This window comes from Gelidibacter algens (assembly GCF_001678675.1).
Lineage (GTDB): Bacteria > Bacteroidota > Bacteroidia > Flavobacteriales > Flavobacteriaceae > Gelidibacter > Gelidibacter algens.
The window spans coordinates 48,104-74,312 of sequence record NZ_LZRN01000013.1 but is presented as its reverse complement, the minus strand read 5'-3'; the positions used below and the strand labels follow the sequence as shown (position 1 = coordinate 74,312).

The following is a 26,209-nucleotide window of genomic DNA, read 5'->3' as shown; positions in this document are numbered from 1 at the left end:
AATGTACACTCTAAAAAACATTCTGTGCATCTCTATTTTCTCTGCGTAACTCTGCGAAATAGCTCTTGTTGCAGCATCATTTTTTAACTATAAAAACAGTCGTGAATTCGTGGCCAATCCAAAAAAAATATTAAAAATTATCGTAGGCGCCATTATCTTCATAACGCTTCCCACCCTTCTCTTATTCGGTTTTACATATTTCAAATACGATAAGGACTTGCCAACAGGAATTAAAGGTGAACAAGCAGAACAGGTCGCCAAAAAAATGCTAAATGCTTTAGATTATGAAGCCTACCAAAACACCAACTATCTGGAATGGACCTTCAGCAAACGCCATCATTTTAAATGGAACAAAGCCGAAAACACCTGCGAAGTCTATTGGAAAGATTATAAAGTCAATTTAGATCTGAAAGACACATCGAAAAGCGAAGTCTTTAAAAACGACCAAAAAGTTGAAGGTGCTGACTCAAAAGAACTCATTGAAAAAGCCCTCGCTTATTTCAACAATGATTCTTTTTGGCTAGTGGCGCCGTATAAGGTCTTTGATCCTGGAACAGAGCGCCGCTTAGTCACTTTGGAAAACGGTTCAAAATCACTTTTAGTGACCTATACTTCCGGTGGTTCAACTCCTGGAGATTCCTATTTGTGGCATCTGGATGCTTCCGGAAAACCCACCAGCTTTCAAATGTGGGTGGATATTTTACCTATTGACGGATTGGAAGCCTCGTGGAGTGTTTGGACCACAACAGAAAGTGGTGCCCAGTTGCCAACCTTTCACAAGTTTATGGTTTTTGGATTGGAGATCACGGATATTACAGGGACTAAATGAGTTTACAGTCGCAGTCGCGGTTTTCAGTAAACCGTCACTGTAAACTGCAACTGTGACTGCAACTGTGACTGCGACTGAAATTGTGACTCTGACTGTGACTGAGACTAAGACTGAGACTAAGACTGAGACTGCGACTGACTACTACCCTTTCTGCCCCACAAAATTATGATCCTTATGCTTAAACAGCACATTAAATGTGGTTAAGCTCCCATAACATCTGGTAAGATATTGTTGTAAATCAATCTTTTCCTGTGCGTCAAGATTACTGCTGTTAATCTTTTGTTCCATGACTCTTAAGCGATCACGAACCATAGTGATTTTATTGAAAAATGTATCGATAGGCACTTCGTTCGATTTTAAATTGGAGTCTCCAGGTTCCATAATAAGCTTGCCACCTTTCCATTTATCAGCGATGGTGACCACTTCGCTCACATCACTCCATTGTTTTAAAATGGATTTTAGAGTGCGCTCAACTTCATAAAAACTAATGGTATCTACATCATCTTCGGCAGCTTCAATGACTTCAAATGCGCTATCCAGTTCAATAGTTTCCAATCCGTTGTCAATAAAGGTCACCCAATAATGTTTTGTGGTGACGTTGGTGACAACGCCCTTACCAAATTCGTTATGATTGATTCTCGAGCCTATACCTAGTAATTTCATATAAATAAGATTGTTTTGTAAAATGATTTGAAATTGAATTCTACGGAACGAAGTTCTACTAATTTTGCGAAAAAGACAAGACAAATAAAATGGACATCTATTTCAAATAGACATTTGAATTTGAGCGTGATACGTTAGGATGCTCACTACCACCCAAAGGCTCGATGTAATATTTAAGGATTTTGCTTTTCCTTATAGTTCATCGCCAACAAGTCTTTTTTATTATCAATAAGCCCGATGTTGACCATTTCTCCTTCAACATCGGCCCACATTTGATAATCATGCTCGGCATTCAACACAAGCAACTGGCTGGTATTAATAAAGACTGAATTATAATTTAACCTACCATCTTGTTTCAGGAAAATCAAAAGCAACGGATGATGTTGCTGCCTTGAAAAAAGGAAATGGCAAAGTGGAGCTGAAAGCCTTAAATGGCGAAATGTTGACCGTCATGCAAAAAGATGGAAAAATATGGTTGAAAGACCAAAAAGGAAATTACAGTGAAATCACGGCTACTGACGTCATGGGAAGTAACGGTATAATTCATAGGATTGATAGTGTAGTGATGCCAAAATAATTTGGACTAAATGGCTATGAAAAGGAAGGAAAAGCATTCATAGAAAATGAGTGCTTTTTTTTATGTAATCACATGAAATCCAATGAAAGCCTTCACAGAAAATTAACATCTAAAATTGTACCTTTGCAAACTTGTTTGTAAAATCAAGCAAGACACTAGTGCTATGAGTAAATTTGAAGAAACAATTGAGGTTCAAGGCGCACGCGTTCACAACCTAAAAAATATAGACGTTACAATTCCTAGAGAAAAACTTGTGGTCATTACAGGTTTGTCAGGGAGTGGTAAGTCGTCATTGGCTTTTGACACCATTTATGCTGAAGGTCAGCGCCGTTATATTGAAACATTCTCGGCGTATGCACGTCAGTTTTTAGGCGGATTGGAACGTCCAGATGTGGATAAGATTGATGGCCTTTCTCCTGTGATTGCTATTGAACAAAAAACGACCAGTAAATCGCCACGTTCGACTGTCGGCACCATTACAGAAATTTATGACTTTTTACGCCTGTTGTACGCAAGGGCAAGTGATGCCTATAGTTACAATACAGGCGAAAAAATGGTAAGTTATACGGATGAGCAAATCAAAAGCTTGATCAAAGAAAGTTTTAAGGGCAAACGCATCAACATTCTTGCACCAGTGGTACGCTCACGTAAAGGACATTACCGTGAATTGTTTGAGCAAATTGCCAAGCAAGGATTTGTAAAAGTGCGTGCTGATGGCGAAGTGAAAGACCTTGTAAAAGGTATGAAAGTGGACCGCTATAAAATGCACGATATTGAAATTGTCATTGACCGACTTAAAATTGATGACTCTGTGGATAATGAAAAGCGATTAAACGAATCCATTAACACCGCCATGTACCATGGAGATGATGTGTTGATGATTTTGGATCAGGATACCAATGAAACCCGCTATTTCAGTAGAAGTTTGATGTGTCCTACTTCGGGGATTTCATATCCAAATCCGGAGCCCAACAACTTTTCATTTAACTCACCCAAAGGTGCCTGTCCAAAATGCAACGGTATTGGAAAACTGTATCAGATCAATGAGAAAAAAATTATTCCTGATGAGAGTCTTTCCATTAAAGCTGGCGCACTTGCTCCTCACGGACCCTATAAAAACAGTTGGATTTTTAAACAGTTTGACACCATTGCGCAACGGTTCAGTTTCCAGTTGACAGATGCGTACAAGGACATTCCTGACGAGGCAAAAAAAATGATATTATACGGTGGCAATGAAAAATTTTCCATAGAAAGCAAAACTTTAGGCGTAACCCGCGATTATAAAATTGATTTTGAAGGGGTTGCCAATTTTATTGAAAATCAGTTTGCTACTGCAGAAACTACGTCCTTAAAGCGTTGGGCAAAAGAGTATATGGACAAAGTGGAATGTGATGCCTGCCATGGCTCACGCTTACGTCAAGAATCGCTTTACTTTAAGGTCAACGGACTCAATATTGCAGAGTTGGCCAATAAAGATATTATCGACTTGTCCAATTGGTTTGCGGAATTGACTTCCAAACTCTCTGAAAAACAATTGCTAATTTCAGAAGAAATTATCAAAGAAATTAGAACGCGCTTGCAGTTCCTATTAGACGTAGGCTTAGAATATCTATCGCTCAACAGAAGCTCTAAATCATTGTCTGGAGGAGAAGCACAACGCATAAGATTAGCCACTCAAATTGGCTCACAATTGGTGGGTGTCCTTTATATTTTGGATGAACCGAGTATTGGTTTGCACCAACGTGACAATGAAAAATTAATAAAATCATTGGTCGCACTTCGTGATATCGGCAATTCAGTCATTGTTGTTGAACATGATAAGGATATGATTGAAAGTGCTGATTATGTCATTGATATCGGGCCAAAGGCTGGGAAGTATGGCGGAGAAATTATCAGTGTTGGCACTCCCGAAGAACTTAAAACGCACCACACACTTACGGCAGACTACCTCAATGGCACAAAGCGAATCGAAGTTCCTGAGAAACGTCGCCAAGGCAATGGAAAATTTATAGAGTTGAAAGGCTGTACTGGAAACAATTTGAAAAATGTATCGGTCAAATTACCTTTGGGTAAAATGATTGGCGTGACCGGTGTTTCAGGCAGTGGGAAATCGACCTTGATCAATGAAACCCTCTACCCTATTCTGAACGCTTACTATTTTAACGGCGTCAAAAAACCAATGCCGTATAAGAGTATTAAAGGTTTGGAGCATATTGATAAAGTTATTGACATTAACCAATCACCAATTGGTCGCACCCCACGAAGTAACCCTGCCACCTACACCAAGACCTTTGATGAAATCAGGAGCTTGTTTGCTAAAATCCCTGAAGCTATGATCCGTGGATACAAGCCAGGACGTTTTAGTTTTAACGTGAAAGGCGGACGTTGTGAAACCTGCCAAGGAGGCGGATTGCGGGTTATTGAAATGAATTTCCTTCCAGATGTGTATGTGGAATGTGAAACCTGCCAAGGCAAACGTTTTAATAGAGAAACTTTAGAAATTCGTTACAAAGGGAAATCTATAAGTGATGTTTTGGACATGACCATTAATGAAGGTGTTGATTTTTTTGAACACATTCCTAAAATCCATAAAAAACTGCAGACCATCAAAGATGTTGGTTTAGGCTATATCACACTCGGGCAGCAAAGCACAACCCTTTCTGGTGGAGAAGCACAGCGCATTAAATTGGCAACCGAACTGAGCAAACGCGACACCGGAAACACCTTTTACATCCTTGATGAACCTACAACAGGGTTACATTTTGAAGATATACGCGTCTTGATGGATGTTCTCAATGAATTGGTTGACAAAGGCAATACTATCCTAATTATAGAACATAATATGGATGTGATTAAAGCGGTAGACTACATTATTGATATAGGTTATGAAGGTGGTAAAGGCGGCGGAGAGGTTATTGCGGAGGGCACTCCTGAGCAAGTGGCTAAGCACAAAGATAGTTACACCGCAAAATTTCTTAAAAAGGAACTAGAAAACCACAAGAAATAAAATTATTTAAGTATTTCTATAAAAAGACGGTATGAATAATGTTAAAAATTTATCGGTATCGGCACGGTATCAATACAAATCTTTACTATATTAGTCATATAACTTAAAAACTATCAATTATGAGAAGTATTCTTTGGCTTGTAGCCGTAATTTGTATTGTCATTTGGCTTTTGGGCTTTTTAGGTGTTGTTCCAGGATTGGCAGACAGTAGCTTGATCCATATTCTATTGGTAATCGCAGTTATTGCTATTCTTTATAACATTATTTCCGGTCGTAAAGCACTCTAAATGAGTCTTAAAACATTTCAGCAACCAATTATCTTATCAAATGGGCAAATCGAGAGATTTGCCTTTTTTTGTTCACAACTCCATCCACAATCGTCAAGAACAAGATCTTTTTTAGTACACCATATTTCACTATCAGATAAAAATGCTACAGAAATTAGTCTGATCGGGAACATTTCATAAAAATCTTATCCTTAACTAGTTTTAAAATACGTTGAATAGAAGTTATTGTCTTATTTTCTTTTAAATTTGTCTGTTTTGGCAATGTGGAGGATGACGGATGACGGATGACCGAAGACTGAGGACTGAATCATGAATAATAAATAAAAAATAAAAATAAACAATAGAGCATATACAGAATGAGATTAGAGAAACACAGTAAAGCTTGGAATGAAATAAAAACGAACGATTCTTGGGCCATTTTTAAAATAATGGGAGAGTTTGTCAATGGGTATGAAAAATTGAGCAAAATAGGACCATGCGTTTCCATTTTTGGTTCAGCACGTACTAAGCCAGATCATAAATATTATAAACTAGCCGAAGAAGTCGCCAAAAAAATTGTAGAACATGGTTACGGTGTGATCACTGGTGGCGGTCCTGGAATTATGGAAGCAGGAAACAAAGGCGCACATATTGCAGGAGGTATTTCGGTGGGATTGAACATTGATCTCCCTTTTGAACAACATGACAACCCGTATATCGATGCTGATAAAAGTTTAGACTTTGATTACTTTTTTGTAAGAAAAGTCATGTTTGTAAAATACTCCCAGGGGTTTGTGGTAATGCCTGGTGGTTTTGGAACCTTAGATGAATTGTTTGAAGCCATCACCTTGATACAAACCAATAAAATTGAAAAATTCCCGATAATTTTAGTAGGAACAGATTTTTGGTCGGGTCTTTTAGAATGGGTTAGAGAAATATTGCTGGATTCTTTCACTAATATTAGTGACAAGGATTTGGAATTGGTGCATTTGGTGGACACTCCTGATGAAGTCATCGAAATTCTCGACAGTTTTTATAAGGAATTTGAATTGAGTCCTAATTTCTAAAGTAATACAGATTACTTGGTCTCTCTACTGAACCTTTGATCCTTAAATCTTAGGAGATGATTTGATTTTTAGAGCACATTTTTCGCACTTATTTGAAATGTGCTCTGAAATTATTCACAAATAGCCTCTATTAAAAAACCATAACCACTTCTAATACGATATATTAAGCCGAGAACATGACGGTACTAGCAAAAAGTCTACACTTTATCATTATCTCTCAAAACAGTTGAAAACCCTAAAGTTTATCATAGCATATTGAAACGACGTATCCTTTTAAGTTTCGTAATCTTATATTCGGTGCTAATGTTTGGTCAAAATGAGATCAAAATCGATGCCCAGTTCAACATGCCCAACAAGAGCGCAAAAATAGCGCAAACCATTCATTACCAGAACACTTCAAACGACACCTTAAAAACCATCTATCTCAACGATTGGAACAACAGTTTTTCAACCAAACGCACCCCTTTGGCAGATAGGTTTACGCAGGAATACAGTACGAAATTCCATTTTGCCAAGAATGAGATGCGTGGCTATACAAATATCACCGCCATAAGAGATAGTAAAGATCAAGAACTGATGCATTCCAGATTAAAATTACATCCAGATGTGGTAGAAGTGCAACTTTCTGAGCCCCTTTTGCCAAACCAATCCTATCAAATTCAGTTATTTTACAATTTACAATTTCCAGACCATACGTTTACAGACTATGGGGTGACTGATAACAATGAGTTCAATTTAAAATATTGGTATATGACGCCCGCTGCCTATGATGGCCAATGGCATTATTATAGCAATAAGAATTTAGATGATTTATTTATTCCCAAAGCGAACCTCTTTTTAAAGCTCGAGTTTCCAAAGAATTATGCCCTTTATTCCGAACTTGATATTCAAGACATCACACAGAATGACAGCACACAAACCTTCTCCTTATTTGGTAAAGATCGTGTAGATAGTAAACTTTATCTCAATAAGTTTCCTAAATTTAATTTTGTGCAAACTGATAATTTTACGGTCATCACCAATTTGGAAAATGAAGGCATCATGCCAACAGATCGTGCTATCATCACGGATAAAATCACCCAATTCATTACTGAAAATCTTGGGCCATATCCGCATAATTATTTATTGGTAACGGATATTGAATATAGAAAAGATCCTCTTTATGGTTTAAATCAACTTCCAAAATTCATCAATCCTTTCCCTGGTAATCTTCAATATGAACTGAAGCTTTTAAAAACCACCTTAAAAAATTATTTGGACAATACATTATTGCTAGATTCGAGAAAAGAATACTGGCTCAAAGATGGTATTCAGATTTATTATTTGATGAAATATATTGACGAATATTATCCAGACCTAAAGTTGTTGGGCACCTTATCTAATTTTTGGGGCATTCGTTCTTTTCACGCAGCAGATGTTGATTTTAATGAGCAGTATAATCTCTATTTTATGCAAATGGCGCGTACCAATAGAGATCAATCCTTAACCACAGCAAAGGATTCTCTATTGAAATTCAATGCGAACATTGCCGGGAAATACAAAGCAGGCATCGGACTTAAATATCTAAATGATTTTGTCAATTCAGGCATTGTCGAAAAAACCATTCAAGAATATCTTCAGAATTTCTCATTAAAAGCAACTACGATTTCGGATTTTGAAAATTTGCTCAAAAAGAATACAGATAAAGACGTGGATTGGTTCTTTACGGATTATATCAATACCACTGAAAAAATAGATTTTAGAATCAAGGATGTCATTAAGACAAAAGATTCCGTGACATTCACCATTAAGAATAAGAGAAAAACCAATGTTCCGGTTTCTCTATTCACCTTAAAAAATGATTCCGTGCTTTCAAAACAATGGATCGAGGATGTTCATGGATCAAAAACATTGACCATTCCACACAACGATGCAACGAAGTTGGTTTTGAATTACGACAACACCATCCCTGAATATAACTTGAGAGATAATTGGAAATCTTTGGAAGGTTGGTTTTTTAACAACAAACCGTTGCAGTTTAGATTGTTTAAGGATATAGAAGACCCCAATTACAATCAGGTGTTTTTTATGCCACTAGTGGAGTTTAATAATATTTACGACGGACTCACCTTGGGCGCAAAAGTGTATAACAAGACACTTTTAATGAAGAATTTCAGTTATAGACTGTCGCCCAAATATTCTTTTAATTCAAAAACAATCACTGGTGGTGCCAGCGGGATTTATACGCAACATGTTGAAGACCAAGATTTGTTCCGGATCAATTACGGTTTGGGAGGCAGTTATTCCTCTTTCGCTGAAAACGCTTTTGTAACAGTTATAAGTCCGAGCGTATCACTCTATTTTAGGGATAATGACAATTACAGATCGAACAAATCGAGCTTTATAAATTTCAGGTATTTAGACATTTCCAGAACCAATAATAATCCACTGCTAACGGTAACAAACCCTGATTATAGTGTTTTTAACGTAAGATATGTGAATGCCTATACTGATTTGATTGATTATTCAAAGTTTTACTACGACTTTCAAGCAGCCCGACAATTTGGAAAAATATCAGTGAACTACGAATGGCGAAAATTGACAGAAAATAACCGACAGTTCAATTTCAGATTTTTTGCCGGAACATTCCTCTACAATAAAACCGATGAAAATTCAGATTTCTTTAGTTTTGCATTAGACAGGCCAACCGATTATTTGTTTGATTACAATTATTTGGGACGTTCAGAAGATACAGGTATTTTTAGTCAGCAAATTATCATTGCGGAAGGTGGTTTCAAATCAAAATTAGACACCCCGTTCGCCAACCAATGGATGACGACGGCCAATGTGAGCACTACTTTGTGGCGCTTTATTGAAGCTTATGGAGATATCGGCTTGGTAAAAAACAAGTCGGTTAACCCTAAGTTCGTTTATGATTCTGGCATCAGGCTCAATTTGGTTACTGATTATTTTGAACTCTATTTCCCTATTTATTCCAACTTGGGCTGGGAAGTTGATGAGCCTAATTACAGCCAACGCATCCGCATCAAATTTACGCTAGACCCAGAAGTACTTTTGGGACTTTTTAGACGTAAATGGTATTAAATCTCCATCAGATAGCGCAGATTTTGGCTGATTTTAATTGTCGGAAAAAAAAGATTTAATTTTCAATTTATCTCTTTTCATTGGTTTTATATTTTTAAAATTATGTAGTTTAGTCCAACCGTGTTTTAAACTATAACTAATGACAAAATCTATTTTCTTCAGTATTCTTTTTTCTGTACTGTTTATCAATATCTACGCGCAACAAAGCGATCTTTCGGTAGAAAAAATAATGCAAGACCCAAAATGGATGGGCACTTTCCCTTCCAATATCAAATGGGATCAAAACAGCAGCGCCATTTATTTTAATTATAATAGAGATGATGATCCCTCAGATTCATTGTATCGCATCCGTTTAAAAAATCCCAAAAACATTGAAAAAGTAACTTGGACAGAAGAGAAAGATATAGACTTTGCCAGGGGCACATACAACAGCAAAAAAACCAAAAAGATTTACGCCAAAGGCAACACCCTCATCATATTTGATGTCAAATCTGACAAGGAAACAGAGTTACTCCAATTCCCAAAAAACATAAGCAACCCTAATTTTCTGGCGAATGAAGACTGGATCGCTTTTGAGGCAGATGATAATGCTTATATCTATTCACAAGAAACAGGCATCTTAAAAAAACTGACCCAGATCAAATCGGGTGAGGCGCCAAAAAAGAAAGATCCAAAATCTTCAGATAAAGCGTCGTTTTTGGAAGAAGAAAATCTCAAATTATTGAGCGTGGTCAAAGAACGCGAAGACAACAAAGAAACTTCCAAAAAAATAAGAGAAGCTCGAAAAGAAAAAGAGGCCTATACCTATTATTCAGGAGACAACGAGATCTTCAACTTACAAGTATCTCCTGATGCCAAGTATGTTACTTTTACACTCTACCAACGTGGCAAAAGCGATGCCACCATTGTACCAAATTACATTGATGCCTCCAGTTATACCACTGATTTGGGCACCCGTTCTAAAGTCGGTGATGATGAAACCAAAGTGGCATTGGCTATTTACAATATCGAAAAAGATACTGTTTATACCGTCAACACGAGCACCTTGCCTGGTATTAAGGATTTACCAGATTACGTGAAAGATTATCCAGATAAAGAATGGGAAGAAAAAGAACGCGAAGTCATTAGTTCGCAAGCTTATTTTTCTGACAACGGCCAACACGCTATCGTGAATGTGCGCTCAAAAGACAACAAAGACCGTTGGATTGCGAAATTAGATTTGACCTCAGGTGAACTGACCAACTTAGACAGGCAACGCGATGAAGCATGGATTGCCGGCCCCGGAATTGGCTGGACCATGGGTGGCGGTACTATGGGGTGGCTGCCAGATAATAAGCATCTGTATTTTCAATCTGAAGCCACTGGCTATTCACACCTCTATCTTTTAGATGTGACAAATGGCAAGAAAAAAGCATTGACCTCAGGGAATTTTGAAGTTTTTGACCCTTTTATGTCCAACGACAAAAAAAATTGGTACTTATCCACCTCTGAAGTTGGCCCAGCCGAAAGACATTTCTATACAATGCCGATTATGGGTGGAACAATGGGGCAACTCACCACCATGACGGGCAATAATGACGTGAGTCTTTCTCCTGATGAAAAACACATGGCCATTCGTCACTCCTACAGCAATCAACCTTGGGAGCTATATTATAAGAAGAATTCAGCAAAAGCAGAAGCAGAGCAATTGACTTCTGGACAATCTGATGCATTCCAATCTTATACTTGGAGAGATCCTAAACTCATTACTTTTAAGGCCGAAGATGGCGCACAAGTTCCTGCAAGATTGTATGTTCCTGAAGCTTCGGTCAAAAACAATGCAGCCGTCATTTTCGTACATGGCGCTGGCTATTTACAGAATGTCCATAAGTGGTGGTCATCATATTTTAGAGAATACATGTTCCATAATTTATTGACTGATTTAGGCTACACGGTTATCGACATAGATTATAGAGGCAGTGCAGGCTATGGTCGAGATTGGCGCACAGGAATTTACAGACATATGGGTGGAAAAGATTTATCTGACCAAGTGGATGGTGCCAAATATTTAGTTGATAATTATGGGATTGATCAAGAAAAAATCGGAATTTATGGAGGTAGTTACGGCGGATTTATCACGTTAATGGCATTATTTACTGAGGCTGAAACATTTACTTCTGGTGCTGCCTTGAGGTCAGTTACAGATTGGGCGCATTACAATCACGGATATACTGCCAACATATTAAATGAGCCGTTCAATGACCCTATTGCATATCAACGTTCATCTCCTATTTACTTTGCAGAAGGTTTGGAAGGTAATTTGCTGATGGCACACGGGATGGTAGATGTCAATGTGCATTTTCAAGATGTGGTAAGATTGTCGCAACGTTTGATAGAATTGGGCAAGGACAATTGGGAAATGGCCATTTACCCTGCAGAAGATCATGGTTTTGTAGAACCGAGTAGCTGGACCGATGAGTATAAGCGCATCTTAAAGCTCTTTAATACAACCTTACTCAAAAAATAAAAGCATTAACAACTTAATTATCAGCACTTGACACACAGACTTATACGATGCCAAGGCTTGGTAATTAAACGTCAATTCAACCCTGTAACACGTATTTGAATTGCAATACTTGTCTGTTTTGACTACTTTTGCAATATCTAAAAACCACCTTATGCAAACGACGCCAAAAACTATCAAGGATATCTCTTTTGAAGAATTTCAATCAGAAGTTCTTAGTGATTACAAAATTGCCATGACCAGCAGAGAATGTAGTCTATTGGGCAGAAGAGAAGTATTGACTGGAAAAGCTAAATTCGGCATTTTTGGCGATGGTAAAGAGGTTCCACAATTGGCTTGGGCCAAAGTATTCCAAAATGGAGATTTCCGCTCTGGATACTACAGAGACCAAACCTTTATGATGGCCATTGGAGAATTGAGTATCCAGCAATTTTTTGCAGGCCTTTATGGTGATCCTAATATTGACAATGATCCCATGTCAGCAGGTCGTCAAATGGGAGGCCACTTTGGCACCCATAGTTTGGATGAAAAAGGCGATTGGAAAAACCTATTGGAGCAAAAGAACTCGAGTGCAGACATCTCTCCTACTGCTGGCCAAATGCCACGGCTCTTAGGATTGGCACAAGCTTCAAAAATATATAGAAACGTCAGTGGCATCAACAGTCTGAAGTTTTCTGATAAAGGAAATGAAGTAGCTTGGGGCACCATCGGTAATGCCAGTACTAGTGAAGGTTTGTTTTTTGAAACCATAAATGCTGCGGGTGTTTTACAAGTTCCAATGGTTATTAGCATTTGGGATGATGAATACGGTATTTCAGTACATGCGAAACATCAAACCACCAAAGAGAATATTTCTGAAATTTTAAAAGGTTTCCAAAGAGATAAAGACTATAAAGGTTATGAAATATTAAAAGTAAATGGCTGGGATTATGTTGAATTAATAGAAACCTATCAACGTGCCTCCAAAATTGCAAGGGAAGAACATGTGCCTGTCATGATTCACGTTGTAGAACTGACACAACCGCAAGGGCATTCCACATCTGGTTCTCATGAACGCTACAAAAGTAAAGAGCGTTTAGATTGGGAAATAGAAAATGATTGTATCCGTAAAATGCGCGAATGGATCATTAGCCACGGCATTTCCACTGAGGTTGAATTGGACGCCACTGATAAAAATATCAAGAAACAAGTTAGGGAAGGTAAAAAAGCAGCTTGGGAAGCTTACCAAAATCCTATGAAGGAAGAGCAACAAGAAGCGATCCAGCTGATTACCAATCTTGCAAATTCTAGCGCTAATAAAGTATTTATTGAACGCATCGTTACAGAATTGACCAATGCTGCTGAACCTATCAGAAAAGACATTGCTTCTGCGGTCAGAAAAGCATTGCGTTATGTGATTTCTGAAAATTCTGCAGAAAAAGACGCTGCCCATAAGTATATTGATGCCTATTTAGATAGAATTCAACCAAGATACAGCTCACATCTTTACAGTCAATCTAAAAAATCAGCTTTACAAATCAAGGAAGTAAAACCAACGTATGACGCTTCTGCAGATGATGTGGATGGCAGATTGGTGCTCCGTGATAATTTTGATGCGATTTTTAAGAAATACCCGCAAGCTTTAATTTTTGGTGAAGATGCCGGTACTATTGGTGATGTCAATCAAGGTTTGGAAGGACTTCAAGAAAAGTATGGCGAACTAAGAGTTGCTGATGTAGGTATCCGTGAAGCCACGATTATGGGTCAAGGTATTGGGATGGCGATGCGCGGCTTACGCCCTATTGCTGAAATTCAGTATTTAGATTACATTTTATACGCGCTTCAAATTATGAGTGATGATTTGGCAACTTTGCATTACAGAACCCATGGCCGACAAAAAGCGCCCTTAATTGTGCGCACCAGAGGTCATCGGTTGGAAGGCATTTGGCATTCTGGATCTCAATTGGGAGGGGTGTTGAATTTGATTAGGGGCATCCATGTTTTAGTGCCTAGAAATATGACCAAAGCTGCAGGATTTTACAATACGCTTTTAGAAAGTGATGAGCCTGCGCTTATTATAGAGTGTTTGAATGGCTACCGTCTTAAAGAAAAACTGCCAACCAATTTAGGTGAGTTTAAAACACCTCTTGGCGTAGTAGAAACTATTAAAGAAGGAAAAGACATTACCCTAGTGTCCTATGGTTCCACATTGCGCTTGGTAGAACAGGCCGCCAAAGAATTAATGGAAGTTGGTATCGATGCTGAAGTCATTGACGTTCAGTCTTTATTGCCTCTCGATTTAAATCATGATATTGTTAAAAGTGTTGAAAGAACCAATAGATTGATGGTTATCGATGAAGATGTTCCTGGTGGTGCCTCAGCCTATTTGCTCAACGCCATTTTGAATACCCAAAACGCCTACCAATATTTAGATAGTCAACCGAAAACGTTGACAGCTCGTCCACACAGACCTGCATATGGAACAGATGGTGATTATTTTTCAAAACCATCGGCAGAAGACATTTTTGAAAGTGTGTATGCAATCATGCATGAGGTGAGTCCTGAAAGTTATCCTAAATTGAGATAAAGCGCTCATAGTATCTATTTTAAAATTAAGAATAAATTATAGTATAAAGCCTTTAAAAATTTTAAACCACCAGATTCGAATGAAAAACAACCTAAACGATTTGGCTCTTGCCATATTAAGAGTCTCCTTTTCAGGAATGATACTTACCCATGGTATCCCCAAAATTAACATGCTTCTTGAAAATGCTTCTGGTTTTCCTGATCCAATTGGTATTGGAAGTACCGCATCTCTGGTATTAGCAATAATTGGGGAAGTAGTTGCACCGATTTTTGTCTTGATTGGTTTTAAAACAAGAATTGCGGCTATTCCTGTTGTGATTACTATGGCAGTAGCAGCATTTGTTGTTCATATTAATGATGACTTTGCCACTAAAGAAATGGCCTTACTCTATCTGTTGGCATTTGTTGTGATTGCCTTGGTTGGCGCTGGAAGATATTCAGTAGACGGAAGAAAATAACGTTAAATGAAAGCAGTCTCTGTTGTAACTATAAAGAAAGAATTAAAACATCGGTCTTCAGAAGAATTGCTGGAACTTTGTTTGCGCCTCTCTAAATTCAAAAAAGAAAACAAGGAACTGCTCACCTATTTGCTGTTTGAATCTCACGACGAATCTGGTTATATCGAAAGTGTAAAGGCAGAAATAAATGCCCAATTTGAGGGCATCAACACCAAAAATTATTTCTATATAAAAAAGAGTGTTCGTAAAATCTTGAAGACTGTTAAAAAGTACGCCAGATATTCACTTAAAAAAGAAACTGAGGTAGAATTGTTACTTCATTTTTGCACTGTTCTTAAGGATTTTAAACCTTCAATTTTTAAAAATGTAACGCTTACCAACTCCTATGAGCGGCAAATTGTGCTTATAAAAAAAATAGTGAGCACGTTGCATGAAGATTTACAGTATGATTACCATCTGGAATTGGAGGGCTTAGAACGCTAAATTATAATTTTATAACGTTTAAAACTAGTCTTTAAAAGTGTCAACTCAATAATGCGGAGACCATCGCGTTACAAAATCAAATAGCAACACCTTAAGCTTATATGAACATAAAATCTGTTGTGATATTCTTGTTTCTTTCACTAGTGTCTTTTTGTGGCATTTCACAAACAAAACCAATTGTTCTTACCAATGTGTCCCAAATAATTTCAAAGCAGAGTTCTGGAGAATACCAAATCAGTTATGCAGATTCAGCTAACGGATATAGTGTGATCATCCCCAAATGGTGGGATATTAAAGAAACACCAAGTCCCAACTTTTTTGGTGGCACGTTTGATGAAATAGATAAATCAAAAAGTGCGCTATTAGTTAAAGCTTTTGAAAAAGAAAAGTTCAAGACGCTTCAAAATTTTGAAAACTGGGTTATTTCCAGTTATAAATCAGGAGACACGCCAAAGTGGTCGACCAATCAGAAAGTCTTATTCAAAAAGAACCTTTCAGAGTTTAACACCATTGGAAAAGCTTTTAAAGTGCAGCTAAAAACAGAAGACACGTTTTATAATTGTTGCTACATCATCGTTGAAACCTCTAAATCTTACTTGTGGATTGATTTGACATCAACTCGAGAAACCTACGATGCCAACTTTAAGAAATTGGAAAAAATATTGCTGCAATTTACAGCGTTTTGATGCGAGTGAAATAAAAAAAGCGTCCTACAACTTAATGTATGACGCTTTTTCTTCAACTATATTGAATGATTATGCTACTTGATCTTCGTGCTTACCTTCATAAACTTCTTCAACAAGCTTGGCATTAAATGCAGGCAAATCTTCAGGAGATCTGCTCGTTACCAAGCCTTCATCCACAACTACTTCTTGGTCTACCCAATTTGCACCTGCGTTGATCATATCAGTTTTGATAGAACCGTAAGATGTCATTTTACGTCCCTTCAACACATCAGCCTCTGCCAACAACCATGGTCCGTGGCAAATTGCCCCTACTGGTTTATGGTTTTCAAAAAATGATTTTACAAAATTGACCGCCTTAGGGTTGGTTCTTAATTTATCAGGATTAATAACACCACCTGGCAACATTAATGCATGGTAATCTTTTTGGTTGACATCGTCTAAAGTTTTATCAACGTTATAGTCTGCACTCCAATTTCCATCTGCCCATGATTTTATCTTTCCAGATTTCTCTGAAATAATATGGACTTCAGCTCCTGCTTTTTCTAAAGCTTTTTTTGGTTCTCTTAATTCACTTTCTTCAAATCCGTTTGTTGCTAAAATTGCAACTCTCTTTCTATTTAAGTTTTCCATGGTATATATATTTTTTAAATTAATAATTGATTTCATTTCAATTTACTTAAAAAATAAGCGACAAGAGCATATTACAGAGGGTTTAACCTAAGCTTAATAGTATATGTTAAGACATCTTAAAATAAAAAGGTAACTCTCAAGATTATTAGCTATTATAGGCAATGAGATACATGTAGTCTATCTCATTATTCGAACCAGAAGTTCTTTCAACAAATCACCCTGCGATACGGCATTGGCGCCAACCCCTTTGCTTTTAACATCAAAATCGCGCAGAGTACCCACCACACTGCTCACTTTTTTCATAGGAAAGTTGCGTGCTGCAGTGATATACTCGTTTACAAAATAAGGGTTAATCTTTAATGCTGAAGCAACATTACGTGGAGATTTATCATTCAATCCATGAAAATACAGCAGCTGACTAAAAAAATTAAACAATAAAGACACCGTAACTACCATTGGATTGTCCTTCGGGTTTTCAGCAAAGTAATTGATGATTTGGTGGGCTTTTTTGACATCCCCATCGCCAATGGCCTTGCGAAGTTCAAAATTATTGAAGTCTTTACTGATCCCAATGTTCTCTTCGATATGTTCTGGAGAAATTTGTGTGTCTTTTGGTAAAATGATCTGAAGTTTTTCCAGCTCATTATTGATCTTGCTCAAATCAGTGCCTAAGAATTCGACCAACATTTGAGACGCTTTTGGAGAAATCGAATAATCTTTAGGAGACAACACACGCCTGATCCAATCCGCTACTTGGTTTTCATAGAGTTTCTTACTCTCATAAACCACACCCATTTTATTTAGGGTTTTATATAGTGATTTGCGCTTATCTATCGTCTTATACTTATAATTAAACACCAAAATAGTGGAAGGTTGTGGTTGCTTGGCATAGTCAACCAACTTTTCAATATTTCGGGACAAATCCTGAGCTTCCTTAACAATAATGACCTGATATTCCGCCATCATTGGAAAGCGCTTCGCATTTCCTACAATATCATCTATAGACACATCACGTCCATAAAGTACCATCTGATTGAAGCCACGCTCTTCTTCCGTAAGCACATTGTCTTCGATAAAATCGGAAAGCTTATCTATATAATAAGGCTCCTCACCCATTAAAAAATAGATGGGTTTTAATTTTCTGCTCTTAATGTCGGCGGCTATCTGTTTAACTTCGTCCAAACGTGGTAAATTTTTTAAATTAAAAGCTCCAAATTCCAATTTATAACCTCGGAATTTGGTATTTGATGATTGAAGTTTAACTTTGGGACTATAAAATTTTGAAGTATTGCAACCACTAAATTTCCCAAAGTTTTCGTTTCGATTCAAAAATAGCGAAAATAAAGTATCTATTTTCGACACGGTTCGTAAAAAGTTTGTCATCTTACAACCCGAAGAATGGGTGCGTCAGCATTGCGTGCATTACCTGATGACTGAAAAGAAATATCCACATTCATTGATCAATGTTGAAAAGGAATTGACCATCAATAACTTAAAAAAACGGTATGATATTGTAGTGTTTAATAGCAAAGGCGAGGTGCATTTAATTGTAGAATGCAAAGCCCCACAGATTAAAATTGATCAAACAACTTTTGATCAAATTGCACGCTACAACCTTTCCTTAAAGGCTAATTATTTGATGGTTACCAACGGATTGGACCATTATTACTGTCAGATGGATTTTGAAGCGGAAAATTATGTGTTTTTAAAGGATATTCCTGAGTATGTTAGGTGTTAGGTGTTAGGTGTTAGGTGTTAGGTGTTAGGTGTTAGGTGTTAGGTGTAAAATCGTTAATTTGTGATTAAAAAAGAAATAGCCGTTGTTATATTAAATTGGAATGGGAAAGCCTTGTTGGAAAAATTTCTTCCCTCGGTTTTAGAGCATTCTGAAGAAGCTGCCATATATGTGGCAGATAATGCCTCTACAGATGACTCTGTTGAATTTTTGAAAGCCCATTATCCCTCGGTAAAAATAATTCAAAATAAAGAAAATGGTGGTTACGCTAAGGGCTATAATGATGCGTTGAAACATGTTGATGAAGAGATCCTTTGTCTTTTAAACAGTGATGTTGAAGTGACGCAAAATTGGTTGGAACCTATATATACCATCTTTAAAACCGAACCTAAAACGGCGCTAGTACAACCCAAAATTCTAGATCACAAAAACAAAGATTATTTTGAATATGCTGGGGCTGGCGGTGGATTTATCGATAAATTCGGTTACCCGTACTGTCGGGGACGAATTTTTGATGCTATTGAAAAAGATGTTGGTCAATACAACGATACTACTCAAATTTTTTGGGCATCTGGAGCTTGTTTATTTATCAGAAAATCAGTTTTTGAAGTTTTAAATGGTTTTGATGATTCATTTTTTGCCCATATGGAAGAAATAGATCTCTGCTGGCGCGCCCACAATTTAGGATATGTCACGAGGTATGTAGGTACTTCTGCTGTTTACCATGTGGGTGGTGCCACTTTAAACGCTACAAATCCTAAAAAAACATACCTCAATTTTAGAAACAGTTTGTTCGCCATAACCAAGAATGCACCTAAAAACCTGTTCCTTTTAATATTTATGCGGCTTGTTTTGGATGGCATTGCAAGTTTGAAATTCTTAACAGAATTTAAGTTCGCCCACATATGGGCAGTGCTTCGGGCGCATGGAAATTTTTACTCCAATTTTACAAGCTTGCTTAAAAAACGTCGTGTATTGAGATCACAACTTTTAAAGGAATCAGTTTCCAAATATTACCAAGTTGAATCCATTGTATGGCTGTATTTTATAAAAAATAAAAGGAAATTTAAGGATTTAAATTAAGTGTTAAATTATTTGTTAATTCTTCTTGTAGCTACCGTTTTTTATATAATTTTGGACTGTTAAATTTCTAATTAATTAATCACTACCATTATGAAAAAAATCATGTTATTAAGTGTGGTTTCATTGTTGGTTTTAAGCTCATGTGTATCCAAAAAAGAATACTCAGCGCTGGAAGCAAAGCAAAAAGAAACGCAAGATTTATTAAACACTGCAACTGTTAAATTGAACAGCTGTCTGTCAGACAATGCTACCGCTCAGGCACGTGTTGAAGGTTTACAGGCACAATTGGCAGACATGCGCAGAACCAATGAAGATTTGATTAGCACTAAGGGCAATTTAACAATCCTGACTCAAAAAGGTGCTGATAACCTTGAAAAATCTCTTGAAAGTCTTAAAGAAAGAGATCTTAAAATTACACGTTTGCAAGATGCATTAACTAGAAAAGACAGTGTTACCCTTGCTATTGTAACAAGTTTGAAGAAAGATGTTGGTCTTAGTGATCAGGACATTCAGATCAATGTTGAAAAAGGTGTGGTTTATATCTCTATCGCTGATAAATTATTATTCCAAAGTGGAAGTTACAATGTGACTTCAAGAGCTAAGGAAATCTTAGGTAAAGTTGCAACTGTCGTAAAGGGAAAACCTGATTTTGAAGCTATGGTTGAAGGTCATACAGATAGCGTACCTTACAAAAAGGGTGGCATCTTAGAAGATAACTGGGATTTAAGTGTAAAACGTGCAACATCTATTGTTAGAGTATTGGAAGATTTAGGCGTTAATCCTAAGCAACTGATTGCTGCTGGCCGTAGTGAATATGTACCTTTAGTTCCTAATGATTCTGCTGAAAACAGAGCGACTAACAGACGTACGCGTATATTAGTGCTTCCTAAAATTGACCAATTTTACGAAATGGTTGAAAAAGAAATGAAAAATATGATTGCTGAAGACGCAAAGAAATAAGCAGTGTATTTAATATATTTAAAAAGCTCAACTTGACGTTGAGCTTTTTTTATGCCCTATATTTAATAACGTGTCATGTGAAACACTTTAAGCAAAAGATATTAGTTGCTTTAAAACAGCATTTTTCAAATGATTGAATATAATTGATAGGCTTGGGGATTTGCTATAAAACTTTAAAAAAGCAATAGTTTAAAAAATCATACTGTAGACAGATTGCTTCTGATAAAGTCTCAGCTCTAACATCGATAAGCGAAGCGGTCTCAAATCTTTGTTAGAAACCACTGTTCTTTGTATAATAAATCAATCTAGAAAATCTCCAAACTTCCTTTACCTTCTCTCACGATTATTGGTTGTTCCTCAGATAAGTCAATTATTGTAGACGCTAAATTATCACCATAGCCACCATCAATTACCAAGTCTACTAAATTATCCCATTTTTCTAAAATTAATTCAGGATCTGTAGTATATTCAATAATTTCATCCTCATCTCTAATGGACGTAGAAATGATGGGCCTCCCCAATTGCCTTACAATTTCTAAAGCAATATTATTATTGGGCACCCTAATCCCCACAGTTTTTTTCTTTTTAAATGGATGCGGCAGGGTTTTGGCCCCCGGAAGAATAAATGTATAAGGTCCCGGCAATGCACGTTTCAAAATTTTAAAGGTGGCTGTATCAATTTGCTTTACATAATCGCTTAAGTTGCTCAAATCATGACATATAAATGAAAAATTGGCTTTATCCAATTTCACTCCTTTTATTTGTGCCACCCGTTCTAAAGCCTTAATATTATTGATATCACATCCTAACCCGTATACCGTATCCGTCGGATAAATAATGAGTCCTCCAGCTTTAAGCACTTTGATGACCTTTTTTATTTCCTTCGCATTTGGGTTTTCTTCATATATTTTAATAAATTCAGCCATACTTTACATCTTATTATATCGTTTACAAAGTAATTAAATATTTTATTATGAAGGCTATAAAAGTCATTTTACTGAGTGTCTTACTTGTTTTGATAACATTTTCTTGTAGTAAAGAAAACACCGATACACCCAATGAAGGATTAAATACGTCGGAATATTATGAAGAACTCAATGTTAGTTATGGTTCTGATAACGATCAAAAATTTGATTTGTATTTACCTCAAAACCGGAGCACTTCAACTAAAGTTATGATTTTGGTCCACGGAGGTGGATGGTCTGCCGGAGATAAAGCAGATATGAATAGCCTTAAGGATATCATCCGTTTGGATTTGCCAAATCTGGCCATTGTCAACCTTAATTACAGATTGGCCGATGCCAATAACAGACCGTATCCTATGCAGATTGAAGATATCACATCTGTAATCAGCCACCTCAAAGAAAACCAGGATTTTTATGGAATTTCTGACGATTACGGTTTTATAGGTACCAGTGCAGGCGCACATTTAGCCTTGCTTTGGAGTTATGCTTTTGACAGTGATAAGGATGTGAAAATGGTATGCAGCATTGTAGGTCCAACCAACTTCACAGATCCTGCTTATTTAAATACAACAGACCCCAACCTTCGCGCTTTAATGGATGTATACGGTGTAAATGCGTCTACTGAATTTTTGGAAGAAGTAAGTCCATACCATCGGGTTACAGCAACGGCGCCTCCAACGATTATGTTTTATGGAGGAAAAGATCCATTAATACCAACAACACAAGGGACAGCTATGAGAGCGCGTTTGCAGCAATTGGGCATCACCCATGAATTTACACTGTATGAAAATGCTGGTCATGGGTGGGTAGGTCTTGAATTGTTAGATACTTGGTCAAAATTAAAAGCATTCACACAAACCCATTTATAACCTTTTAACCGAGTACATCTAGTTTGGCAAAGCGCAATAATAATTTTTTGACACCGCCATGCTCAAAATTAATTTCAGCTTTGGTATCTGTACCAACGCCTTCAATTTTCATCACTTCACCTTTGCCAAAACGCATGTGCTCCACGACATTGCCGACAGTCAATTTGCCATCAAACAAATTAACATCTGGACTTCCTGTAGATTTCCCGATGGGCTTTAATTTGGCAGGCGGAATAAATTTAGGTGGTTTTTCTTCAGATTTTCGCTTGACGGCTTTCTTAAACCTGATCTGATTGGGCTCAACATCGCCAAAAATATCGGCAGACAACATCGGATTGAAGCGTCTGTCATCAATAGGGGTTAGTATTTCTAAAAAGTTTTCATCAATCTCCTCAATAAACCGACTTGGTTCAGCATCAATCAATTTACCCCAACGGTAGCGGGACATGGTGTAGGTCAAATACGCCTGCTTTTCTGCCCTGGTCAAGGCCACGTAAAATAAGCGTCGCTCCTCCTCCAACTCACTACGGGTATTCATACTCATTCCGCTTGGGAACAAGTCTTCTTCCATCCCCACAATATACACGTACGGGAACTCCAAACCTTTGGCCAAGTGAATGGTCATCAACGCCACATGATCTGCATCTCCCTTATCGGCATCCAAATCTGTGGCCAAGGCCACATCTTCCATAAATTCAGCCAAGGAACCGGTGGCATCAGCCAATTCTTCCTGCCCTGCCACAAAGTCTTTGATACCATTGAGCAACTCCTCAATATTCTCCATTTTGGCAATGCCTTCTGGAGTGCCATCATTTTTGAATTCCTTGATAAGTCCAGTCACTTTGGTGACGTGTTCTGCCAAGTCAAAGGCATTTGCCGTTTGGTTCATCACCTGAAAGCTTTCAATTGAAGTGACAAAATTCTTAAGCTTATTTTTCGTGCCTGAGTTGATATTGATTTCTACTTTATCAATGTGTTTCATCACATCAAAAATGGAGCGGTTATATCCATTTGCAGCTACAACCAACCGATCTATCGTTGTTTGGCCAATACCACGCCCGGGAAAGTTAATAACACGTTTTAGTGCTTCCTCATCTGCCGGATTGATAATTAATCGCAAATAAGACAGGACATCCTTAATTTCTTTACGTTGGTAAAATGAGAGTCCGCCATAAATTCTATACGGAATGCTCCGCTTTCTCAAGGCATCCTCCATCGCACGGGATTGTGCGTTGGTACGGTATAAAATGGCAAAATCACTATTGTTCAACTGATTTTCCATTTTGTTTTCAAAGATGGAACTTGCCACAAAACGGCCTTCATCACCATCAGTCATCAATCTGTTGACCTTTATTTTCGGGCCTTCATCATTTGCTGTCCATACTACTTTTTCAAGTTTGGTCTGGTTCTTATCAATGATGGAATTGGCAGCATTAACAATATTTTTGGTAGAGCGGTAATTTTGCTCGAGACGGAACATTTTTACATCATCGTAATCCTTCTGAAAGTTCAAAATGTTATTGATATTTGCACCTCTAAACGCATAAATACTTTGCGCATCATCACCTACCACACAAATGTTCTGAAAACGATCAGACAATGCCCTCACAATTAAATACTGTGAATGGTTGGTATCCTGATACTCATCCACCAAAATATATCGGAACCGGTTCTGATATTTTGCCAACACATCTGGAAAACGCGTCAACAGCTCATTGGTTTTCAATAAGAGATCATCAAAATCCATGGCACCTGCCTTAAAGCATCTGTCCACATAGTTTTTGTAGATGTCCCCCATTCTTGGGCGTTTAGCCATGGTATCAGCTTCAATCAAATCAGCATTCTGAAAATATGCCTTAACGGTAATCAAACTATTTTTATAAGATGAAATCCTCGAGCTTATTTGCTTGGTTTTGTAGATGTCCTTATCCAGACCCATTTCTTTGATAATGGCCGAAACTAAGCGTTGGGAATCCTGTGCATCATAAATGGTGAAATTGCTGGGATAGCCTAATTTATCAGCTTCAATACGCAAAATTTTTGCGAAAACGGAGTGAAATGTCCCCATCCATAAGTTCTTTGCCTCACTAGTTCCTACAATTTCTGAAATTCTGCTCTTCATTTCGCGAGCAGCTTTATTGGTAAACGTCAATGATAGGATATTAAAAGGATCCACACCCTGACTCATTAAATAGGCAATTCTAATGGTCAACACACGCGTTTTGCCAGAACCAGCGCCTGCAATCACAATCATAGGGCCATCTTTCTGCAATGTTGGTGCTAGTTGCGCCTCATTTAACTGACTTAAATATTTCTCCAAAACTCCTCTAATTTTTAGAGTGTGAAATTAACCAAAGCTTCTGTTTTTAGTAAGCGTTTTTATCAATAATTATAAACAATTGCGTTTGTTTTAACACTCTGGAATTATTTGAATATCTTTAAAAAAATTACACAACTTCTTATTCTATGAAATACTTTCTACTCCTTGTATGCCTCTTTGGAAGCATCACCTTAAACGCCCAGACTGATTTTGACGCCGACTTTAATGCCATAGAGTCGAAGGTGATTGAATGGCGACGTCATTTTCATGAACATCCTGAGTTGAGCAATCAGGAGTTTAAAACCGCCGAAAAGATTGTTGCACACTTACAGTCTTTAGGAATGGAGGTTCAAACTGGAGTAGGAAAAACTGGCGTTGTCGGACTTTTAAAAGGCAATACCCCAGGGAAAGTTGTGGCTTTGAGAGCTGACATTGATGCACTTCCTGTCACTGAACGCAATGATTTACCGTTCAAATCAACAGTTACAGCAGAATTTATGGGTATCAAAACCGGGGTGATGCATGCCTGTGGCCATGATACGCATACCGCTATTTTGATGGGTGTTGCTGAAGTTTTATCAAAGCATAAAGACAAGATAAATGGCACCATAAAATTCATTTTTCAACCTGCAGAGGAAGGTCCGCCACCGGGAGAAGAAGGTGGTGCAAAATTGATGATCAAAGAAGGCGTGCTTGAAAACCCAAAAGTGGATGCTATTTTTGGACTCCATATCAATTCTGCCACACCTGTGGGGACAATTAAATACAAATCTGGCGGGATTATGGCTGCTGTAGAGCGGTTTGTGATCAACGTAAAGGGAAAACAGACTCATGGTTCCCAACCTTGGTCTGGGGTTGACCCTATTTTGATTTCGGCAAAAATTATTGATGGGCTTCAAACCATCGTCAGCAGAGAATTGAACTTGACCCAGGAAGCTGCTGTGATTACCGTCGGAAAAATTACCAGTGGCGTAAGGTTCAATATCATCCCAGAGAGCGCAGAACTTATCGGGACTGTCCGCTCTTTAGATGCTGACATGAAAGCGCAAATCATCAAGCGGATGACTGAAATGACAGAGACTATTGCTAAGGCTTATGGTGGCGAGGCAACGATCACCTTTGAAAACAACACCTCTATTACTTATAACGATCCTGATTTAACTGCTGCAATGCTCCCAACACTTCAAAAGGTAGCAGGAACTGAAAATGTTATCATCACGAAAGCCGTAACAGGTGGTGAAGATTTTTCATATTTTCAAGAAGTTGTTCCCGGACTTTATTTCTTTTTGGGAGGTATGACCCCTGGAAATACGGAGGTATTTCCGCATCACACTCCTGATTTTGTCATTGATGAAAGTGGAATGCTTTTGGGCGTCAAAACGATGACACAACTGGCACTGGATTATTTGAATCAAAATTAGGCTTCGTATTTTTTAGCCAATAAGGTCTCAAATCTAGA

22 protein-coding genes are annotated in these 26,209 nt (G+C 37.6%); 16 read left to right on the top strand and 6 right to left on the bottom strand.

All coding sequences use genetic code 11. The features are described from left to right. Nucleotides 1–109 precede the first annotated feature (109 nt). On the top strand, nucleotides 110–829 hold the full coding sequence (locus A9996_RS08445) for a hypothetical protein (RefSeq protein ID WP_066433155.1): 720 nt from the start codon (nucleotides 110–112) through the stop codon (nucleotides 827–829). 141 nt (nucleotides 830–970) lie between these two features. On the opposite strand, the gene A9996_RS08440 is transcribed toward A9996_RS08445, so the two are convergent. Together A9996_RS08440 and A9996_RS08435 are read right to left on the bottom strand one after the other, a co-directional pair. After that, complete coding sequence (locus A9996_RS08440; RefSeq protein WP_066433154.1) at nucleotides 971–1,492, bottom strand: hypothetical protein; 522 nt, start codon at nucleotides 1,490–1,492, stop codon at nucleotides 971–973. Between the two features lie 173 nt (nucleotides 1,493–1,665). Beyond that, nucleotides 1,666–1,860 (bottom strand): hypothetical protein, encoded by a 195-nt coding sequence (locus A9996_RS08435; RefSeq protein ID WP_146608955.1) that lies wholly within the window; start codon nucleotides 1,858–1,860, stop codon nucleotides 1,666–1,668. Here A9996_RS08435 and A9996_RS08430 point away from each other — a divergent pair. From A9996_RS08430 to A9996_RS08390, 10 genes are all read left to right on the top strand, one after another. Continuing rightward, complete coding sequence (locus A9996_RS08430; protein ID WP_083993895.1) at nucleotides 1,818–2,069, top strand: fasciclin domain-containing protein; 252 nt, start codon at nucleotides 1,818–1,820, stop codon at nucleotides 2,067–2,069. The two genes, A9996_RS08435 and A9996_RS08430, sit on opposite strands and share 43 nt — an antisense overlap. Nucleotides 2,070–2,232: 163 nt before the next feature. Next, on the top strand, nucleotides 2,233–5,076 hold the full coding sequence (gene uvrA / locus A9996_RS08425) for an excinuclease ABC subunit UvrA (protein ID WP_066433152.1): 2,844 nt from the start codon (nucleotides 2,233–2,235) through the stop codon (nucleotides 5,074–5,076). 119 nt (nucleotides 5,077–5,195) lie between these two features. Then, nucleotides 5,196–5,363, top strand: coding sequence for a lmo0937 family membrane protein (locus A9996_RS19865; RefSeq protein ID WP_111625943.1), 168 nt, complete (start codon nucleotides 5,196–5,198; stop codon nucleotides 5,361–5,363). Nucleotides 5,364–5,719: 356 nt separating this feature from the next. Then, nucleotides 5,720–6,409, top strand: coding sequence for an LOG family protein (locus A9996_RS08420; RefSeq protein ID WP_066433151.1), 690 nt, complete (start codon nucleotides 5,720–5,722; stop codon nucleotides 6,407–6,409). A gap of 303 nt (nucleotides 6,410–6,712) precedes the next feature. Then, a complete protein-coding gene (locus A9996_RS08415) occupies nucleotides 6,713–9,493 on the top strand; it encodes a gluzincin family metallopeptidase (protein ID WP_066433149.1) in 2,781 nt (926 codons plus the stop codon). 139 nt (nucleotides 9,494–9,632) lie between these two features. Beyond that, on the top strand, nucleotides 9,633–11,999 hold the full coding sequence (locus A9996_RS08410; RefSeq protein WP_066433147.1) for a S9 family peptidase: 2,367 nt from the start codon (nucleotides 9,633–9,635) through the stop codon (nucleotides 11,997–11,999). Nucleotides 12,000–12,150: 151 nt separating this feature from the next. Beyond that, nucleotides 12,151–14,562: an alpha-ketoacid dehydrogenase subunit alpha/beta gene (locus tag A9996_RS08405; protein WP_066433146.1), complete on the top strand. Its 2,412-nt coding sequence runs from the start codon at nucleotides 12,151–12,153 to the stop codon at nucleotides 14,560–14,562. 79 nt (nucleotides 14,563–14,641) lie between these two features. Next, complete coding sequence (locus A9996_RS08400; protein WP_066433144.1) at nucleotides 14,642–15,019, top strand: DoxX family protein; 378 nt, start codon at nucleotides 14,642–14,644, stop codon at nucleotides 15,017–15,019. Nucleotides 15,020–15,025: 6 nt separating this feature from the next. Continuing rightward, nucleotides 15,026–15,502: a hypothetical protein gene (locus A9996_RS08395; protein WP_066433143.1), complete on the top strand. Its 477-nt coding sequence runs from the start codon at nucleotides 15,026–15,028 to the stop codon at nucleotides 15,500–15,502. 101 nt (nucleotides 15,503–15,603) lie between these two features. After that, nucleotides 15,604–16,188, top strand: coding sequence for a BAR domain-containing protein (locus A9996_RS08390; RefSeq protein ID WP_066433141.1), 585 nt, complete (start codon nucleotides 15,604–15,606; stop codon nucleotides 16,186–16,188). A 69-nt stretch (nucleotides 16,189–16,257) separates the two neighbouring features. Here the strand turns inward: A9996_RS08390 and A9996_RS08385 are convergent, their stop codons facing one another. Together A9996_RS08385 and holA are read right to left on the bottom strand one after the other, a co-directional pair. Beyond that, a complete protein-coding gene (locus A9996_RS08385) occupies nucleotides 16,258–16,818 on the bottom strand; it encodes a type 1 glutamine amidotransferase domain-containing protein (protein WP_066433199.1) in 561 nt (186 codons plus the stop codon). Between the two features lie 177 nt (nucleotides 16,819–16,995). Continuing rightward, nucleotides 16,996–18,000 carry a DNA polymerase III subunit delta gene (holA, locus tag A9996_RS08380; RefSeq protein WP_066433197.1) on the bottom strand — a complete coding sequence of 335 codons (1,005 nt, stop codon included), beginning with the start codon at nucleotides 17,998–18,000 and terminating at the stop codon, nucleotides 16,996–16,998. A gap of 106 nt (nucleotides 18,001–18,106) precedes the next feature. On the opposite strand from holA, the gene A9996_RS08375 reads away from it, so the two are divergent. The 3 genes from A9996_RS08375 (at nucleotide 18,107) to A9996_RS08365 (ending at nucleotide 20,596) form a co-directional block, all read left to right on the top strand. Continuing rightward, nucleotides 18,107–18,556, top strand: a complete 450-nt coding sequence (locus A9996_RS08375) for a type I restriction enzyme HsdR N-terminal domain-containing protein (RefSeq protein WP_066433138.1) — start codon at nucleotides 18,107–18,109, stop codon at nucleotides 18,554–18,556. 60 nt (nucleotides 18,557–18,616) lie between these two features. Beyond that, a complete protein-coding gene (locus A9996_RS08370; protein ID WP_066433136.1) occupies nucleotides 18,617–19,636 on the top strand; it encodes a glycosyltransferase family 2 protein in 1,020 nt (339 codons plus the stop codon). A 90-nt stretch (nucleotides 19,637–19,726) separates the two neighbouring features. Next, nucleotides 19,727–20,596 carry an OmpA/MotB family protein gene (locus tag A9996_RS08365; protein WP_066433134.1) on the top strand — a complete coding sequence of 290 codons (870 nt, stop codon included), beginning with the start codon at nucleotides 19,727–19,729 and terminating at the stop codon, nucleotides 20,594–20,596. Between the two features lie 305 nt (nucleotides 20,597–20,901). On the opposite strand, the gene A9996_RS08360 is transcribed toward A9996_RS08365, so the two are convergent. Next, nucleotides 20,902–21,522, bottom strand: a complete 621-nt coding sequence (locus A9996_RS08360) for an L-threonylcarbamoyladenylate synthase (protein ID WP_066433132.1) — start codon at nucleotides 21,520–21,522, stop codon at nucleotides 20,902–20,904. 47 nt (nucleotides 21,523–21,569) lie between these two features. Between A9996_RS08360 and A9996_RS08355 the strand changes: the two genes are divergently transcribed. After that, complete coding sequence (locus A9996_RS08355; RefSeq protein WP_066433130.1) at nucleotides 21,570–22,430, top strand: alpha/beta hydrolase; 861 nt, start codon at nucleotides 21,570–21,572, stop codon at nucleotides 22,428–22,430. A 4-nt stretch (nucleotides 22,431–22,434) separates the two neighbouring features. On the opposite strand, the gene A9996_RS08350 is transcribed toward A9996_RS08355, so the two are convergent. Continuing rightward, on the bottom strand, nucleotides 22,435–24,750 hold the full coding sequence (locus A9996_RS08350) for an ATP-dependent helicase (protein ID WP_066433128.1): 2,316 nt from the start codon (nucleotides 24,748–24,750) through the stop codon (nucleotides 22,435–22,437). A 146-nt stretch (nucleotides 24,751–24,896) separates the two neighbouring features. Here A9996_RS08350 and A9996_RS08345 point away from each other — a divergent pair, with 146 nt between their 5' ends. Next, nucleotides 24,897–26,171 carry an amidohydrolase gene (locus A9996_RS08345; protein WP_066433126.1) on the top strand — a complete coding sequence of 425 codons (1,275 nt, stop codon included), beginning with the start codon at nucleotides 24,897–24,899 and terminating at the stop codon, nucleotides 26,169–26,171. Nucleotides 26,172–26,209: the final 38 nt, after the last annotated feature.